This is a genomic window from Mesorhizobium sp. YL-MeA3-2017, assembly GCF_030814575.1.
GTDB lineage: Bacteria > Pseudomonadota > Alphaproteobacteria > Rhizobiales > Rhizobiaceae > Mesorhizobium > Mesorhizobium terrae.
In genome coordinates this window covers 1,240,814-1,257,063 of record NZ_JAUSVH010000001.1, presented here as the reverse complement: position 1 = coordinate 1,257,063, position 16,250 = coordinate 1,240,814, and the positions used below count along the sequence as shown (strand labels likewise).

At 64.0% G+C, this 16,250-nt stretch carries 16 protein-coding genes; 11 read left to right on the top strand and 5 right to left on the bottom strand.

Translation table 11 applies throughout. The features are described from left to right. Window positions 1–556 precede the first annotated feature (556 nt). The 8 genes from QFZ88_RS05880 to QFZ88_RS05845 are packed head-to-tail and all read left to right on the top strand — an operon-like array spanning window position 557 to window position 8,933. A complete protein-coding gene (locus tag QFZ88_RS05880) occupies window positions 557–1,060 on the top strand; it encodes an Lrp/AsnC family transcriptional regulator (protein ID WP_161773045.1) in 504 nt (167 codons plus the stop codon). Window positions 1,061–1,062: 2 nt separating this feature from the next. Beyond that, entirely contained in the window at window positions 1,063–2,607 is a 1,545-nt protein-coding gene (locus QFZ88_RS05875; protein ID WP_206078110.1) for a hydantoinase/oxoprolinase N-terminal domain-containing protein, read from the top strand. Further along, entirely contained in the window at window positions 2,604–3,725 is a 1,122-nt protein-coding gene (locus QFZ88_RS05870) for a DUF917 domain-containing protein (RefSeq protein ID WP_024923585.1), read from the top strand. Before QFZ88_RS05875 ends, QFZ88_RS05870 begins: the two co-directional genes overlap by 4 nt. Window positions 3,726–3,758: 33 nt before the next feature. Then, a complete protein-coding gene (locus QFZ88_RS05865; RefSeq protein ID WP_024923584.1) occupies window positions 3,759–5,324 on the top strand; it encodes an ABC transporter substrate-binding protein in 1,566 nt (521 codons plus the stop codon). Window positions 5,325–5,340: 16 nt separating this feature from the next. Beyond that, on the top strand, window positions 5,341–6,363 hold the full coding sequence (locus QFZ88_RS05860) for an ABC transporter permease (protein WP_024923583.1): 1,023 nt from the start codon (window positions 5,341–5,343) through the stop codon (window positions 6,361–6,363). Then, window positions 6,360–7,199, top strand: coding sequence for an ABC transporter permease (locus QFZ88_RS05855; protein WP_024923582.1), 840 nt, complete (start codon window positions 6,360–6,362; stop codon window positions 7,197–7,199). Before QFZ88_RS05860 ends, QFZ88_RS05855 begins: the two co-directional genes overlap by 4 nt. After that, window positions 7,186–8,139, top strand: a complete 954-nt coding sequence (locus QFZ88_RS05850; protein ID WP_024923581.1) for an ABC transporter ATP-binding protein — start codon at window positions 7,186–7,188, stop codon at window positions 8,137–8,139. Before QFZ88_RS05855 ends, QFZ88_RS05850 begins: the two co-directional genes overlap by 14 nt. Then, window positions 8,136–8,933, top strand: coding sequence for an ABC transporter ATP-binding protein (locus QFZ88_RS05845; RefSeq protein ID WP_024923580.1), 798 nt, complete (start codon window positions 8,136–8,138; stop codon window positions 8,931–8,933). Before QFZ88_RS05850 ends, QFZ88_RS05845 begins: the two co-directional genes overlap by 4 nt. A gap of 59 nt (window positions 8,934–8,992) precedes the next feature. Here the strand turns inward: QFZ88_RS05845 and QFZ88_RS05840 are convergent, their stop codons facing one another. The 5 genes from QFZ88_RS05840 to QFZ88_RS05820 are packed head-to-tail and all read right to left on the bottom strand — an operon-like array spanning window position 8,993 to window position 13,933. After that, the gene (locus QFZ88_RS05840; RefSeq protein ID WP_024923579.1) at window positions 8,993–10,450 is read right to left on the bottom strand and encodes an aldo/keto reductase; all 1,458 of its coding nucleotides are present in this window, start codon (window positions 10,448–10,450) and stop codon (window positions 8,993–8,995) included. A gap of 12 nt (window positions 10,451–10,462) precedes the next feature. Next, entirely contained in the window at window positions 10,463–11,461 is a 999-nt protein-coding gene (locus QFZ88_RS05835) for a branched-chain amino acid ABC transporter permease (protein WP_024923578.1), read from the bottom strand. After that, window positions 11,458–12,369 carry a branched-chain amino acid ABC transporter permease gene (locus QFZ88_RS05830; RefSeq protein ID WP_024923577.1) on the bottom strand — a complete coding sequence of 304 codons (912 nt, stop codon included), beginning with the start codon at window positions 12,367–12,369 and terminating at the stop codon, window positions 11,458–11,460. Before QFZ88_RS05830 ends, QFZ88_RS05835 begins: the two co-directional genes overlap by 4 nt. Beyond that, entirely contained in the window at window positions 12,366–13,121 is a 756-nt protein-coding gene (locus QFZ88_RS05825) for an ABC transporter ATP-binding protein (protein WP_024923576.1), read from the bottom strand. Before QFZ88_RS05825 ends, QFZ88_RS05830 begins: the two co-directional genes overlap by 4 nt. Then, a complete protein-coding gene (locus tag QFZ88_RS05820) occupies window positions 13,118–13,933 on the bottom strand; it encodes an ABC transporter ATP-binding protein (RefSeq protein ID WP_024923575.1) in 816 nt (271 codons plus the stop codon). Before QFZ88_RS05820 ends, QFZ88_RS05825 begins: the two co-directional genes overlap by 4 nt. Window positions 13,934–14,103: 170 nt before the next feature. Here QFZ88_RS05820 and QFZ88_RS05815 point away from each other — a divergent pair, with 170 nt between their 5' ends. Genes QFZ88_RS05815 through QFZ88_RS05805 form a run of 3 tightly spaced genes read left to right on the top strand, consistent with a single transcriptional unit; the run spans window position 14,104 to window position 16,223 of the window. Continuing rightward, window positions 14,104–14,820 carry a GntR family transcriptional regulator gene (locus tag QFZ88_RS05815; protein WP_024923574.1) on the top strand — a complete coding sequence of 239 codons (717 nt, stop codon included), beginning with the start codon at window positions 14,104–14,106 and terminating at the stop codon, window positions 14,818–14,820. Continuing rightward, window positions 14,813–15,163 carry a TIGR04076 family protein gene (locus tag QFZ88_RS05810; RefSeq protein WP_024923573.1) on the top strand — a complete coding sequence of 117 codons (351 nt, stop codon included), beginning with the start codon at window positions 14,813–14,815 and terminating at the stop codon, window positions 15,161–15,163. Before QFZ88_RS05815 ends, QFZ88_RS05810 begins: the two co-directional genes overlap by 8 nt. 10 nt (window positions 15,164–15,173) lie before the next feature. Continuing rightward, a complete protein-coding gene (locus tag QFZ88_RS05805; protein ID WP_024923572.1) occupies window positions 15,174–16,223 on the top strand; it encodes an aldo/keto reductase in 1,050 nt (349 codons plus the stop codon). Window positions 16,224–16,250: the final 27 nt, after the last annotated feature.

Below are 16,250 nucleotides of genomic sequence, written 5' to 3'. Positions count from 1 at the left end.
ACCGCGTTGTGTGTCTTACGACAACTGGTAGCCGCATCCAGATGGTGCGGTCCTTCCTTGGGGCTGTGAAGCAGCAGCAACTCCTGTCGTCGCCGCAACAAGATCGAGCGGTTCTCAATTCGGCGAGCCCCGTCGGCCGCCGAAACCTGTATGCGGCTGATGATCGAACCTGGCGACTGAGCGCCATAGCAACGACGGCAGAACGGCCCGCAAAGAGCCCCGCGCTCTCCCGGATAGTTTTTCAACTACCGGACCGCTGAGCGTTGCCGCTAGGCGAGAAGGCGGCTGATATCATCATCCATCGTCGAGCGATCAGGATGCCTGGCTCGGTGACGAGCCCGGTGGTTTCCTAGGGTAGCGCCCGCAGGAGCGTGCGTACGGCATGAAATGCGTCCTGGTTCGTTGATATGAGCGGCTTCGGCACTGCGATCAGGCTCGCATCCGGCCGATAGTCGCGAGTTCTGATCGTCTATCATCCGATACGGCACAATTTAGCTTGACAAATTTCCGTTTCGGAAATGAAACTTCTGTCACAAAGCCGACATGGAACATGGTGATGAGCCAGCGCTACCCCGTCGATGATCTTGATCGCGAGATCATCCGGTATCTGACTGAAGACGGACGGTTGTCCGCCGCCGAGATCGCGGGGCGGATCGGCTCGGTGTCCGAGCGCACGGTCCGCAACCGCATCGCCGCGCTGCTGCAGGACAAGATGATCGTGATCGGCGCCATTCCCGATCCCGTGGCGCTGGGACGCGATGTCCAGGTCGAGCTGATCATCGAGGTCGAGCCAGGGCAGGTGGATGAGGTGGCCATCCTGCTCGCCGAGTATGACGAGATCGGTTACCTCGCCGCGACCAGCGGCGCGTCGAACCTCAGCGCCTCGCTTTTCGTCAAGGACCACACAGCGCTTCTGGAATTCATCGACCAGGAACTGGGCAAGCTGCCCGGTGTCAGGCGGGTCGAGAGCTCGGTCGTGCTGCGGCTCTACAAGGTTTTCGGCACAAGGACGACCCCGCTCAGCCGGGTGGCGGACGTTGCCGGCAAGAAGAAGGGATAGTCATGCTGCGCATTGGGGTGGATGTCGGCGGAACCAACACGGATGCGGCGCTGCTGCGCGGCACCGAGGTTCTGGCGACGGTGAAGTCCTCGACCACGGCGGACGTGACTTCGGGGGTGGCGACGGCCATCCGCACGGTGCTGGCGGAAGCCGGCGTGATCGCTGCCTCGGTCAATGCGGTCATGATCGGCACCACGCATTTCCTCAATGCCGTCGTCGAAGGACGCCATCTGGAAAAGGTCGGCGTGCTGAGACTGTGCGGCGCGGCGACGCGCTCGCTTCCGCCGATGATCGACTGGCCGCATACGTTGCGCCCGATCGTCGAAGGCGGTGCCGTGATGGTGGGCGGTGGCGTAAATTATGACGGTTCCGAAATCGCCCCGCTTGATGGGAAGGCGATCCGTGCCGCCTGTCGCGAATGGCGCGCCAAACGCGTGCCGGCCATCGCGATCTGCTCGGTCTTCGCGCTGGTCGATCCGCGCATGGAAAACGAGGCAGCCGAGATCGTGGCGGAGGAGTTGCCCGGCGCCGCTATCAGTCTTTCGCATCGCATCGGCCGCACCGGCCTGTTGTCGCGCGAAAACGCGACGATCCTCAATGCAGGCCTGAACAAACTCGGCCATGAGACGGTCGGCGCCTTTCGCTCGGCCTTCGCGGCCCTTGGCCTCCATTGCCCGCTCTATCTCACCCAGAACGACGGCACGTTGATGGCGGCGGAATTCGCCGAGCGCTATCCCGTCTTCACCATCGCGTCCGGCCCGACCAATTCGATGCGCGGCGCTGCCTTCCTGACCGGGCTTGGCGATGCCGCCGTGATCGATGTCGGCGGCACGACGACTGACATCGGAATGCTGGTGGCGGGATTTCCGCGCACCCGCAGCGAAGGCGCGATGATCGGTGGCGTGCCGACCAATTTCCGCGTGCCGGACGTCTATTCCTTCGGTCTCGGCGGCGGCAGCATCGTGCGTCCCGGCGCGTTGCCGACGGTTGGCCCGGATTCCGTCGGTTTCCGCCTGTCGCAGAAGGCACTCTGCTTCGGTGGCGACACGCTGACCGCCACCGACATCGCCGTGGCGGCAGGCCTGGTCGATCTCGGCGATCGCAGCCGTCTTGGCCACATCACGCCCGACTTCGCCCGCCAGATACTGGCGCAGATGAAGGCCAGCATCGAGACGGTGCTCGATCGCATGAAGCCGAGTGCCGACCCGATCCCCGCCATTCTGGTCGGCGGCGGTTCGGTGCTGGTCGACGGCCTGCTCGAGGGAACCTCGATCTCGCTGAAGCCGGATCACTTCGGTTCAGCCAATGCCATCGGCGCGGCCATCGCGCAGGTTTCGGGCGAAGTCGACAGCGTCGTCTCGCTCGAAGGCACCAGCCGAGAGATCGCGCTCGAAACCATAGTCGGCGAAGCGCGGTCGCGCGCTGTCGAGGCGGGAGCAGACGCCGATACGGTGACATTGGCCGAAATCGAGGAAACACCGCTGGCCTATCTGCCCGGCAACGCCATTCGCGTCGCGGCGAAAGTGATCGGGGAGTTGCGGGTATGAAATACTGGACGCTGACCGAAGCCGATATCGATCGCATTGCCATCGGCTGCGGTATCTTGGGCACCGGCGGCGGCGGCAGCACCTATCACGGCCTGCTACGCGCCAAGGCGTTGCTGCGCGACGGCAAACGCATCCGCATGGTGCGGCCGGCCGACATGGCGCCGGATGCGCAGATCCTCGGCCTTGGCGGCATCGGAGCGCCGACCGTTGGTATCGAGAAGATCGCCGAGGGCGGCGAAGGCGTGCGGCTGTTGCATGCACTGGAACGGCATCTCGGCCGCAAGGTCGACGCGCTGCTCGGCGACGAGGTGGGCGGCGGCAACGGCATCGCGCCGATGCTGACGGCGGCGATGGTCGACCTGCCGGTGGTCGATGCGGACGGCATGGGGCGCGCCTTTCCGGAAGTGCAGATGACGACCTTCTTCATCCACGGCCAGGCGGTGCAGCCCGCCGGGCTCGCTGATGCGGACGGCAACGTTATGATCGTGACCGAGGCGACCACGCCAAAAATGCTGGAAAAGCTGCTGCGCGCCGGCACTATCGCCATGGGCTGCACGGCGCTGATGACGACGGCGCCGATGTCGGGCGATTTCGTGCGCCGTTTCGGCGTGCCGCACACCACCAGCCAGGCCTGGAGCCTGGGCGATGCGGTGCTGGCCGCGCGGGCGGCGAAGGCCGATCCGGTCGAGGCGATCCTGAAACAGTCGGGCGGCGCGCGCCTGATGCGCGGCAAGGTCACCGATATCAGCCGCCGCGTGATGGCGGGCTTTACCCGCGGCCAGCTCACCGTGGCCGGGCTCGACGAGGATGCGGGGCGCAGCCTCGTCGTGGAAATCCAGAACGAATATCTGATCGCGCGCGAAGGCGAGAAGATCTTCACCATGGTGCCGGACCTGATCTGCATCGTGGATTCCGAAACCGGGCGTGCGATCGGCACCGAGGAACTGCGTTACGGTCTGCGCATCGACGTGCTGTCGATGCCGGCGCCGGTGCTGCTGCGCAGCGATATCGCACTGGAGTCCGTCGGCCCGCGCGCCTTCGGCTACGACTTCGACTTCGTGCCGATGGGGGTGTCCGCCGATGCCCCGGCGGTGCCGCATTACCAAGAAGACGCCTGATCCATACGGGCCATCGATCAATGGGAGATTGAAATGAACCGTCGTCACCTTCTGAAGACCGCAGCGCTTGCCGCGCTCGCGACCGCCGCCAGCTCGCGTTGGAATGTCAGCATGGCGCAAGGCAAGGGCAGCATCTTCACGCTTGCCTATCCGACCAGCTTCCCGGATCTCGATCCGGCTACCTCCTTCTCCAATGACGGCGCGGTGCTCGCCAATGCCTACGAGGGGCTGACGCGCTATATCCCGGCGGGGGAAGGGGGCCAGGCCAGGATCGAGCCGCTGCTCGCTACATCCTGGAATGTCAGCGAAGACGGCAAGACCTGGACCTTCCATCTGCGCGACGGCGTGAAGTTCCACGACGGCAGCGCGTTGACGTCGGAGGCGGTGAAGGGTTCGATCGAGCGCACCAAGAAGATCGGCGGTGGCGCGTCCTTCATCTGGGGATCGGTTTCCGCCATCCAGACCCCCGATCCGCTGACGGTGGTTTTCGTGCTTTCCGATACCCAGCCGCTGGACTTGATCGCTTCCGCCGGTTTCGCCGCTTGGATCTATGCGCCGGCCTCGCTGGACAAGGACAATGCGTGGTTCAACAAAGGTAACGATGCCGGCACGGGACCGTTCAAGATTTCCCGCTACGAGCCGGGCCAGCGCGCCGTGCTGGATAGGGTCGACGGTTATTGGGGCAAGGTTCCGGAAGGCGCCTTCAAGACGGTTTCCTTCGAGATCGTCGAGGACACGACGTTGGCCCAGAACATGATCGAAAGCGGCCAGGCCGACTGGACCGAGAACATCCCCTTCGAAAACTTGAAGGCGATGCAGGCCAACCCCGATCTCAGGGTGGCGGTCAATCCGTCCTTCGAAACGCTGTTCGGTCTCTACAATGTAAAACGCGCGCCGCTGGACCGGCCCAAGGTTCGCCAGGCGCTGTCGCTGGCCTTTCCGTATGACGATGTGATCGCCGCCGGCACCATGGGGCTCGGCACGCGCGCCAAGGGCGTGGTGCCCGCCGGGATCTGGGGCCACGACACCGAAGCGCCGATCCCGCACACCGATCTGAAGGCCGCCGCGGCGCTTTTGGCGGAAGAAGGCGTCGCACCGGGGCTGGAACTGGTGATGACCTATACCACCAGCCAGAGCCTGTCTGCCGTCGCCGGGGAGTTGTGGAAGGCTAATCTCGAAACGCTCGGCATCACGCTGACGCTGCAGCCGATGGCTTGGGAAGCGCAGTGGCAGCTTGGCAAGTCGAATCCGAAGGCAGCCCAGGACATTTTCGTGATGGTCTGGTGGCCGACTTTCGTCACGCCCTACGACTATCTCTTCAATCTCTTCCACAGCGAGGAGAAGCCGAACTTCAACCTCGGCTATTATTCCAACCCCGACGTTGACGCCAAGATCGACGAGGCGGCAAAGTTGTCCGGCACTGATCGTCCGCGTGCCGAAAAACTGTTCATCGAGGCACAGCGCAAGGTGATCGAGGACGCGGCGGCCGTGTTCATGCTCGACCGTCCCAATGTCCACATCATTCGCTCCAACATCAAAGGCTATGTCGACAATCCAGCCTACGGACATGTCACCTTCGTCAACGAAATGAGCCGTTAGGGCTGCCTGCGGTCCGATGGAACTCTTGCGCTACATCCTGCGTCGGACGGTTCTCTCCACCTTTGTCGTGGTCGGGGTGACGTTTCTGGTCTTCGTCGTGGCGCAGGTGGTTCCCTCGGATCCCGCGGCGCTTTATGCGGGGCCGCGTCCGACAGCCGAACAGATCGAAAAGGCGCGTCAAGAACTCAATCTCGACGCGCCGCTCATCCAGCGTTTCGCCGGGTTCGCCAGAGCCATGGCGTCCGGCGAATTCGGCGTTTCCTATAAATCGCGGCGCCTGATCGCCGAGGATTTGCGTGCCTATCTTCCGGCGACCCTTGAACTGGCCGTGTTCTCGACCGGATTGGCGCTTCTGATCGGCATCCCGCTCGGTGTCGTCGCCGCCGCACGACAAGGGAAGTGGGCCGACCGGCTGGGTAGCCTCGGCGCCATCGCTGCCGTGGCGATGCCGACCTTTTTCCTCGCCATGATCCTGCAGCTCGTCTTCGCGCAATGGCTGGGCATCCTGCCGCTGTCCGGACGGCTGTCGCGCGAGATTTCGATCAGCGCGCCCTTGCAGATGATCACCGGCTTCAACCTGATCGACGCGTTGCTCGCCGGACGGCTCGACGCCTTCGGCGATGCGCTGAAACACCTGATCCTGCCGGCGCTGACCCTGGCCTCCTATCCCGCCGGGGTGGCGATGCGGCTGACGCGCTCGGCTATGATCGAAATCCTTGAGCGCCGCCACGTCACCGCCGCGCGGGCGCTCGGGCTGTCGGAGCTGCGCATCCTGTTCGGCCACGCGCTGCCCAACGCCATGGGACCGGCGCTGACCGTGATTGGCCTGTCGTTTGCCTACGCGCTGACCGGCGCGGTTCTGGTCGAGATCATCTTCGCCTGGCCAGGCCTTGGCCGCTATGTCTCCGAAGCGGTCCTTGCCAAGGATTTTCCGGTCATCGCGGCGGTCACCATTGTGGTGACGATCTGCTATGTCGTGATGAACCTCGTCATCGACATTGCCCAGGCCCTTGTTGACCCGCGGGTGGCGCTGTCATGAGCCGGCTCTTCCACCGCCTTGGCTGGCCTGGCACCGTCGCTCTCGGGGTTGTTGTCCTGTTCGTGCTTGTCGCCGTGCTTGCGCCATGGATCGCTCCCTATCCGGGGCAGGGGGCAGGCGCGCCTAATATAGCCGCGAAGCTGATGCCGCCTTCGGCCGACTACTGGCTGGGGACGGACCATCTGGGGCGCGATGTGCTCAGCCGCGTCATCTACGGCACCCGCGTCTCGCTGACGAACGGGGTGTTGATTGTCCTGTTTTCGCTGCTCATCGGCCTACCTGTCGGTTTGGCGGCCGGCTATTTCGGTGGCTGGATCGACGAGGCGCTGATGCGCGGCACCGATGTGTTCCTGGCCTTTCCGGCGCTGCTGCTGGCGGTGCTGATGGCAGCGGCGCTTGGCCCCGGTTTCCTCAACTCCATCATCGCGGTCGCCGTTACCTGGTGGCCCTGGTATGCCAGGCTTGCCCGCGCCGAGGTGCTGGTGCTGCGCGGGCAGCCCTATGTCGAGGCGGCGCGGCTCGCCGGCGTTTCGCACACTCGCATCATCGCGCGCCACATCCTGCCCGCCACCGCGCGTCCGCTGACCGTGCAGGCGGCGCTGGACGTGGGGCCGGCTTTGCTGACGGCTGCGGCCTTGTCTTTCCTTGGCCTCGGCATATTGCCGCCGACGGCCGACTGGGGGCAGATGGTCGATGCCGGGCGCAAGTTCTTTCCCGCGCGCTGGTGGTATTCGGCCATGCCCGGCCTGACGATCTTCTTCATCGCGCTGGCCTTCAGCGTTCTTGGGGATGCGCTGCGGGATCGCAAAGAAGGGGCGCGTCATGGCGCTGCTTGAAATCCGCGGCCTCTCCGTCTCCATTCCCACCGCCGACGGCGACGTGCACGCCGTCCGTTCCATCGGTCTCGAAATCGAACGCGGCGAAATCCATGGCGTGATCGGCGAATCCGGCTGCGGCAAGACCATGACCGGCATGACCCTTTTGGGGCTGGTGCCGAAAGGGGCGCGGATCGTGGCGCAGCGGCTGCATTTCGACGGCGAGGATTTGCGCCAGAATGCCGGCCGCCTGCGCGGCCGCCGCATCGGCATGATCGCGCAAGACCCGGCTGCCGCGCTCAATCCCGTGCTCAGCATCGCGCGGCAGATGGACGACGTGCTGCGCGCGCATCGCGACATGTCGCGAAAGGCGCGGCTGGCCGAGGCGATCGATCTTCTGGCCGCCACCGGATTGCCTGATCCGCAAAGGGTGCTGAAAAGCTATCCGCATCAGCTGTCGGGCGGCATGCAGCAGCGCGTGGTGATCGCGCAGGCGCTGGCAACTGGCGCTGATTTCCTGATCGCCGACGAACCGACCACGGCGCTCGACGTCTCGGTCGGCGCGCAGGTTCTGGCGCTGTTGCGCAAGCTGGTGGCCGAGCGCGGGCTGACCGTTCTGATGATCACCCACGACATGGACGTGATTGCTGAAGCCTGCGACCGCGCGACGGTGCTCTATGCCGGACTGTCGGTCGAGACCGGCCCTGTCGCCGATGTGCTGCAGCGGCCGGGTCATCCTTATGCCCGCGCCTTGCTGGCCGCCTTGCCTGACGCCGCGCCGCACGGCGCGCGGCTTGCCGCCATCGAAGGCTCGATCCCGCCGCCGCGTGCGCCGATCAAGGGTTGCGCCTTTGCGCCGCGCTGCTCGCGGGCCATGCTGATCTGCGCCACGCAGGCGCCGGTCGAGCGGAACGCGGCGACGCATCGCTGGCTTTGCCATCTGCCGGGAGATGCGGCATGAGCCCGGCGCAGATCCTCGAGGTGCGCGATCTCGTCGTCCGCTACCGCGCCCGCGGCCTATTCGCGGCGGCGCCGAAGCCGGCGGTCAACGGCGCGAGTTTCGAGCTCGCCAGGGGCGAAACCCTCGGCATCGTCGGGGAGAGCGGGTCCGGCAAAACCAGTCTTCTGCGCGCGCTGTTGCGATTGCTGCCGGTTGAAAGCGGCTCGGTGAGGCTTGAGGGGCAGGATTGGCTGGCCCTGAACGGCGATGTTTTGCGGCGCGTACGTCAGAAGATCGGGGTCGTGTCGCAAAACCCCTTTCTCTCGCTCAGCCCGCGCCTGACGATCGCCGAGATAATCGCCGAGCCGATGCTCGCGCGAGGAGACCGGTCAAACCTCGCCATGCGCGCCAGGATCAAGAGCCTCTTATCGGACTGCGGCCTACCGTCGGACTTCCTCGAGCGTCGTGCGCGCGAGCTTTCCGGCGGCCAGGCGCAGCGTGTCGCGATCGCGCGGGCGCTTGCGCTGGCGCCGAAGCTGATGATCCTCGACGAGCCGACTTCTGCACTCGATGTCTCGGTGCAGGCCCAGATTTTGAACCTGCTGGCCGAGCTGAAGGAAAGCCGCGGCCTGTCGATGCTTTTCGTCACCCACAATCTGAAGGTCGTTGCGCATATGGCGGATAGCCTCATGGTCATGCGGCGGGGTGACGTGGTCGAATCCGGCCGGACAGAAGAGGTGGTGCGGACGCCAGCGCAGGACTACACGCGCGAACTGCTGGCGTTCGGTCTCAATGTCCGCCCGGACCGGGCATGACTTACGGCGTTTCCACGCCGTCGATGTTGTGGCCTGATCCCTAAACCTCCGGGACGCAATCAGCCGACAACAGCGACCGCTTCGATCTCAACCTCGTAGTCGCCGATCAGATCGCCTGCGGCGACCATGGTGTTGGCTGGCTTGATCTCGCCGAAGACGCGGCCATGGGCGCGGGATGCCGGTTCCCATTGCGCTGCATCGCGAAGATAGATGCGGGTGCGCACCACGTCTTCCACCCGTCCGCCGAGCGCGGATATCGAAGCTACGATCTTGTCGAGGATATAGGTGGTCTGCGCGCCGACATCGCCGGGTGCCACACAACGGTCGGAGCCGTGGGTGGCAGTGGTGCCGGACACATGGATCGTGTCCTTGATGCGCACGGCACGGCTATAGCCGGCAATCGGCTCCCACACGCTGCCCGAGGATACGCGCGAACGCCCCGGTCGTCCGGGAATGGCCTCGGCCACGTAGATGGAGGGCAGTGCGTCGAGATGATGGCTGAGATCGCCCGAGGCGGTGAGATAAGGCGGGCGGCGATATTCGTCGCCACAATCGCCAGGAATGGGCAGGGTTTCGGCGAAGGCGGCCTCCAACCGTGCCTTGTCCTCGGCATCGAGCGCAAAGCCGAAGACCTTCAAATTGTCGTCGCGGTGCTCGTTCTCGCCAAGTCGGGCGCCGATGATGGCCGCCGCCACCGCCTGGTGTTCGAGAACCCAGCGCGTGGCAACATTGGAAATCGAGACCTTGTGCTTGCGGGCGATCTCGCCGCTTGCGACCAGAATGTCTTGAAACGCCTGCCAGCCGCCGGCAGCATCGATGAAACGCTTGTATTTCGAACGGCTCCAGTCGGCGATCGAGGCGGGCTCCGAGGCACCCAGCCATTTGTCGCTGAGGAAGCCGCCACAAAGCGTGCCATAGGCGAACAATTTTACGCCGGTGCGCTGGCAAAGCTCCGAAAGCGGACCGGCCGCGCGGCGGTCGACCAGCGAGAAGGAAACCTGGTTCGAGGCGAGGGGGACACCGTCGGCAAGTGCCAGGGCCAAGTGGGCGGCGTCGAAATTGGTGACGCCGATGGCGCTGATCAAACCCTCGTTCTTGAGCTTCGCCATTTCATGCAGGGCGTCGAGCCAGGCGGGATGCTCGAAGCTCCACCAATGGAACTGCAGGAGATCGACCTTGTCGACGCCGAGCCGGTCGAGCCTTTCCTGCACGCCCTTGCGGACCACATCCGCCGTCATCGGCCCGGGTTCAGGGCACCATTTGGTGAAGGCCAGCGAACGCTTTCCGGAAGGATAACGCGCCAGCAGGCGGCCGGTGATGATCTCGGCACTTCCGTAGTGGTCGGCCATGTCGAACGTGTCGAAACCGGCGTTGACATAAGCCTGCAGAGCGTCGGCGCCGTTTTCCGGATCGAGCGGCGTACCACCTTTCTCCAGATCGGCCACCTGCCACAGCCCACAAAGCAGGCGGCTGATGTCGAGCCCGGCAAGCGTCGTGCGCTCGGGAGTTGTTAGCATCATGTGCCTCGTTCAGGGATTTGGATTGGTGGGGTTCGTGGACGCCGCTTGCCTGGCCGAGAGACGGGCGAGATGGCGCGAAACAATGCGTTCTTCGCCAAGGATGCCTCGGGGTCGCAACAGCAGGATGGCGCAAAGACCGACGCCGATGATGACGATGCGCAATGCAGCGGCACGGGCTTGCTGGTCCGGCGGGAACAGGCCCGCGATGGCACCCGCCGAGGCCGCCCAAATCCCCCACACCAGGACGGCGCCGAGGATCGCGCCGCGATTGTTGCCGGAGCCACCGACGATCAGCATGGCCCAGACCTGGAAGGTGAGCAGCGGCACATAATTGTCGGGTGCAATGAAGCCGACGAAGTGTGCCTGGGTAGCCCCCGCCAATCCCATTATGGCGCCGCCGATGGCAAAGGCCTGCAGACGGAACCGGGTGGCGTTCTTGCCGAGCGCGAGGGCGGCGGTTTCGTCTTCCCGGATGGCGCGCAGCACGCGTCCCCATGGGCTGCGCAGCAGATGCTCGAGTGCGAGGTAGAGCAGAATTACCACGACCACCAGAACGCCAAGATTGAGCAGGCTGAATGCCAGCGGATCGCTTGCGAAAGCGGCGAAGGGGCGCGGGATGAAGCCGATGCCAAAGGGTCCACCCGTAACGCTTTGCAGGTTGAGCGCGATGAGCTGCACCGTCACCGCGACACCGAAGGTGGCGATGGCGAGGTAGTCGGCGCGCAGCCGGATCGTCAGCCAACCGACCAGGAAGGAGGCAAGTCCGGTGGCGATGGCCGCGCCCAACCAGCCGACAAGGATCGGCAGGCCGAAGCCGCCGAAGCGGTCAGGTGCATCAGGGGTTGTCAGCAGCGCCGAGACATAAGCACCGATGGCGACAAAACCCGCGACGCCGACATTGAACAGGCCGGTCTGACCCCATTGCACGTTGAGGCCGAGGCACATGACCGCATAGGTCAGAGCCATGGTCAGGAAGAAGGCGGCGTAGGCGATCAATTCGACGCTCATTCGGCTCTCCCGAACAGGCCTTGCGGGCGCAACAACAAGACGGCGACCAGGATGACAAAGGCGACCGCCGCGCGCCATTCGGCGCCGATCACCTGCACGCCCAGCGCTTCCGCTATGCCAACGATCAAACCGGCCAGCATGGCTCCGGGAACGCTGCCGATCCCGCCCAGGATCGCGGCGGCGAACAGCGGCAACAGCAGATCCAGGCCCATATAGGGGCGAATCTGCACCAGCAGGCCTGCCATCGCGCCGGCGATACAGGCAAGTGCCGCACCCAGCACCCAAACGGTGCGGATGACTTGGCGTACGTCGACGCCGACAACTCCGGCAAGCTGCTGATTTTCGCTGACGGCGCGCATCGAACGCCCGATTGCCGTGCGCGTGAGCATGATATGGACTGCGAGCACGAGCGTGGCTGCAGCGGCCAGCGACAAGAGTTGGTCGGGTGTTGCCCTGAGCCCACCGCCAAGCGGAAGCGCGATCTGCAGTGCCTTCGAGAAATAAGCGGGCTTCGAGGTGAAAATGAATTCCAGCGTGCTGCGGAGCGCGAGCGAGGCGCCGAAGCTTGCCATGACCATGATGATGATGGCGCTGCGCCTTTTCCGCAGTGGACCGAACAGCAAGGCGTCGACGAGCAAAGCGAGGCCCGCGGTCAAGGCCATGGCGGCAACGATGCCCAGCGGCAGCGACCAGCCGAAGGAAAACGGACCGATCGGAGCAAGCAGCGCGCCAGACAGGGAGCCGATCAGGCCGCTCGCCGCCAAGGCAAAATAAGCACCCCAGCTGATCATTTCGCCATGCGCGAAATTGGCGAAGCGCAGGATCGAATAGGTCAATGTGATGCCGATGGCGCCGAGCCCGATCATCGATCCGGCGATCAGTCCGTCCATGATGAGTTGCGGGTTCATGGCGTCGGTACCTCGCCGCTGCGCCGCGCGCCAAGATAGAGTTCGGCGACGATCGGGTCGTTGGCCAGGGTTGCGGCAGGACCTTCGTGGCGCAGTTGTCCCTCCACCAGTATGACTGCTCGGTCGGCAATGGCGAGAGCCGCTTTCACATTCTGTTCGACCAGGATGATGGTGACACCCGCTTCGTTGATCGCCTTGAGCTGCGCGAAGACCTCTTGCACGATCTTCGGCGAAAGACCGGCCGACGGTTCGTCGAGGATCAGCACGGCGGGTTCCACAATCAGCGCGCGCGCCACCGCCAGCATCTGGCGCTGGCCGCCCGAAAGCTGGCCGGCGCGCAAGGAGGGGCGTCCGGCGAGGTCAGGGAACATTGCATAGAGATCGGCGATACGGCGGCTGCGCTTTTCCTTCGGCAGCACGTTCGCGGCCAGAAGCAAGTTGTCGTGGATCGACATCGTTGCGAAGATGTTTTCGGTTTGCGGCACGAAAGCCAGGCCGTGGCGGATTTTCTCGTGCGTCGGAACGGCGGTGCTGTCGAAATCGCCAAGAAGGACGGTCCCGGAATGGATCGGCACCAGCCCGGCGATCGCCTTGACGAAGGTAGATTTGCCCGCGCCATTGGGGCCGAGCACGATGACAAGTTCGCCAGCGCGGATCGAAAAATCGACACCGCGCACGATGGGCAGGTCGCGCTCGTACCCGGCGACCAAGGAACGGGTCGATAGAGCAACTGGAGGCTGTTGGCCACTCATACTGTAACCTCGCCGAGATAGGCTTCGATCACGGTTCGGTCACGCGAAACTTTGGCGGGCGAGCCTTCGGTCAGGAACTTTCCCGCCGCCATGACAACAACGCGGCCACACAGCCGAGCCACCATGTCCATGTTGTGTTCGATGAGCAGGATCGACTTGCCCTGACCGTTCAGTTCGAGCACGCGATCGATGATCAGTTCGAGCAGCGTCGGGTTGACGCCGGCCGCCGGTTCGTCAAGCAGGATGGTCTCGGGATCGGCCATCAGCATACGCGCCAGTTCCAGAAGCTTGCGCTGGCCGCCGGACAACACCCGCGCCGGTTCGGCTTCGAGACTGGATAGATTGACGAAGTCGAGCAGCGAACGCGCCTTTTCGACAGCCTGGCGTTCTTGGACGGCGACACGACCGGACCGCAGGAAATTCGACCAGATATGCTCGCCAGCCTGGTTCTGACTGCCGACCAGTACATTTTCCAACACGGTCATTTCCGCAAACGGACGAGGGATCTGGAAGGTACGGCCGATGCCACGGGCGATGCGCCGTTCCGGGCGTTCCTGCGCAACCTCGACGCCGCCGATCCTGATCGAACCGGATGTCGGCGTGAGACTGCCGGCCAAAAGGTTGAAGAGGGTGGTCTTGCCAGCGCCGTTTGGGCCGATCAGCCCAACCATTTCGCCGCGATGCAGCGCGATCGACATATGATCAACCGCGCGCAGGCCGCCGAACTGTTTCACCAGGTCCTGAGCTTTGACGAGCTCCGCGCGCCTGTCGGCGTGCGGAAGAGCGGAAGGTGTGTCTGCGACAGGCTGCATTGTGGTCAATCGAAGAATTTTGATCGATGATGTTTGATCAAACTTTACATCGCAGCGAAATGCAACTAGAAAAATCGAACTGGCATCCGGTTTCGAATGGTGGACAAAATGCCTGATCGCAAGAACCGTCGCGCGCCGATTTCCGTCCGCTCCTTGGTCGCAGGTGCGGCGTGAGCAGGCGTGGTGCTCTTTCGCCCGTAGGCCGCGAAACCCTGCATGATCGCGTCTACGCCGAGATGCGCCGCTCGCTGATCCACGGTATGTTCGACGCGGGCCAAATGATGCGCATCGTGGATCTCGCCGAGACCCTGGAGACCAGCACGATGCCCGTGCGCGAGGCTCTGGGCCGTCTGGTCTCGGAACAGGCACTGGAAGCCTTGCCCAATCGATCCGTTAGGGTGCCGCTGATCACGCGCGAAAGGCTGGAAGATCTGGCCCGCGCGCGTTGCCTGATCGAAGGGCAGGTCACCGCGCTGGCTTCGTCCAATCTTGCCGCTTCCGATTTCGAAGAGCTGCGTCGGTTGACGGCGGCGTGCGAGGCCGCCTTCGCCAGCAGCGATCGCGACAAGGCGCATAAGACTTCCGAACTCAACCACGCCTTCCATTTCTACATTTATCGCGCCGCCGGTTCGGCGGTGCTGATCCCGATCGTGGAAAGCCTCTGGTTGCAATCCGGCCCCTATGTGCGCGCCGCCGCCCAGATCCATGACGGGAACCGTGACATCCCGGCCACCCATCACCACTGGGCGCTGATCGACGCCCTGGAGCGCCGCGACGTTGCGGGCTCGGTAAAGGCGCTGACCGACGACATCACGCGCTCCTTCAACTTGATCCGAGGGCGTCTCGATGCCGAGGATGCGGACAAGCAGAAGCTGCGGCATGGTTGAGCGGCACGACGATTCCTTCGAGCTTTACGACCTGCGCGTCGAGGTGACGGCGCCGGAAGGCGGGCCCATCTATTGTGGCGCCAAGGTTGGCGACTATTTCGAGATGCGCGGGGAGATGCTGCATCTTCCGCCTGGGCAAGGCTTCTCGATCTATTCGTTGGCGGCGTTGCTGCCGCTTCTGCCGGCCAAGCAGAGGCCAACCCACAAGAACGACTGGATGACGACGGACGCGGAAGTCGCCTGTCCGGATCCCAATTGCAGCTCGCGGTTTCGCATTACCCGAACCGGCCTGCGCCGCTTCAGCCACGCTGAAACCACCGCGGTGCCGCTGAAGGACCACTGAGACGAACAGCATGCAGAGAACAAGACTGGCGCCGGACTACGAGATTTCGCGGGTTATCCGCGGCGGCTGGCAGATGGCCAGCGGCCATGGAGCCGCGCGCAGCGACGATCCCGTGGCAGACATGATCGCATTCGTCGATGCCGGCATCACCACCTTCGACTGTGCTGACATCTACACTGGGGTGGAAGAGCTGATCGGTCGCTTCCGGTTGCGCTACCGGGATATGCGCGGGCAGACCGCGCTCGACCGCATCAAGGTTCACACCAAGTTCGTGCCCGACCTCGACGTGCTGCCGCGCATCACCAAAGCCTACGTTGAAGGCGTCATCGATCAGTCGCTGAAGCGCCTCAACCTCGATCGGCTCGACCTCGTGCAGTTCCACTGGTGGGATTATGAAGCGTCGCGCTGGCTGGAGACGGCGGGCTGGCTGGAAGAGCTGAGGCGCGCCGGCAAGATCGACAAGATCGGCGGCACCAATTTCGACACCGGCCATGTCGAGGAGATCGTAGCTTCAGGCGTGCCCTTGACCTCCATGCAGGTGCAATATTCCTTGCTCGACGCCAGACCGGCCAAACGAATGGCGGCGCTGGCCGCCGAAAAAGGCTTCTCGCTGCTCTGCTATGGCACCGTCGCCGGCGGTTTTCTGGGTGACCGTTGGCTCGGTGCGCCGGAGCCGGTCGAACCCTACGAGAACCGTTCACTCGTCAAATACAAGCTGATCATCGACGATTTCGGCGGCTGGGACTTGTTCCAGCGCCTGTTGCGGACCTTGCGAACCATAGCCGATCGCCATGACGTCGATATAGCCACGATTGCCAGCGCGGCGATGCTCCTGCGTCCGGCGGTGGCTGGCGTCATCGTCGGCGCTCGTAGCCGCGCGCATCTGGCTTCCAACCTCGCGATTGCCGACATCGTTCTGACCGCCGAGGATCAGCAACAGATAGCTGCCGTGCTTGCCGAGGCGCATGAACTTGAAGGCGATGTCTACGCGCTCGAGCGCGATCGTGAAGGCCGCCACGGATCGATCATGAAATACAACCTGAACAAGGGAGCGGCCTGACGCCAGCTTGCCAGCTAAATCCGTCTT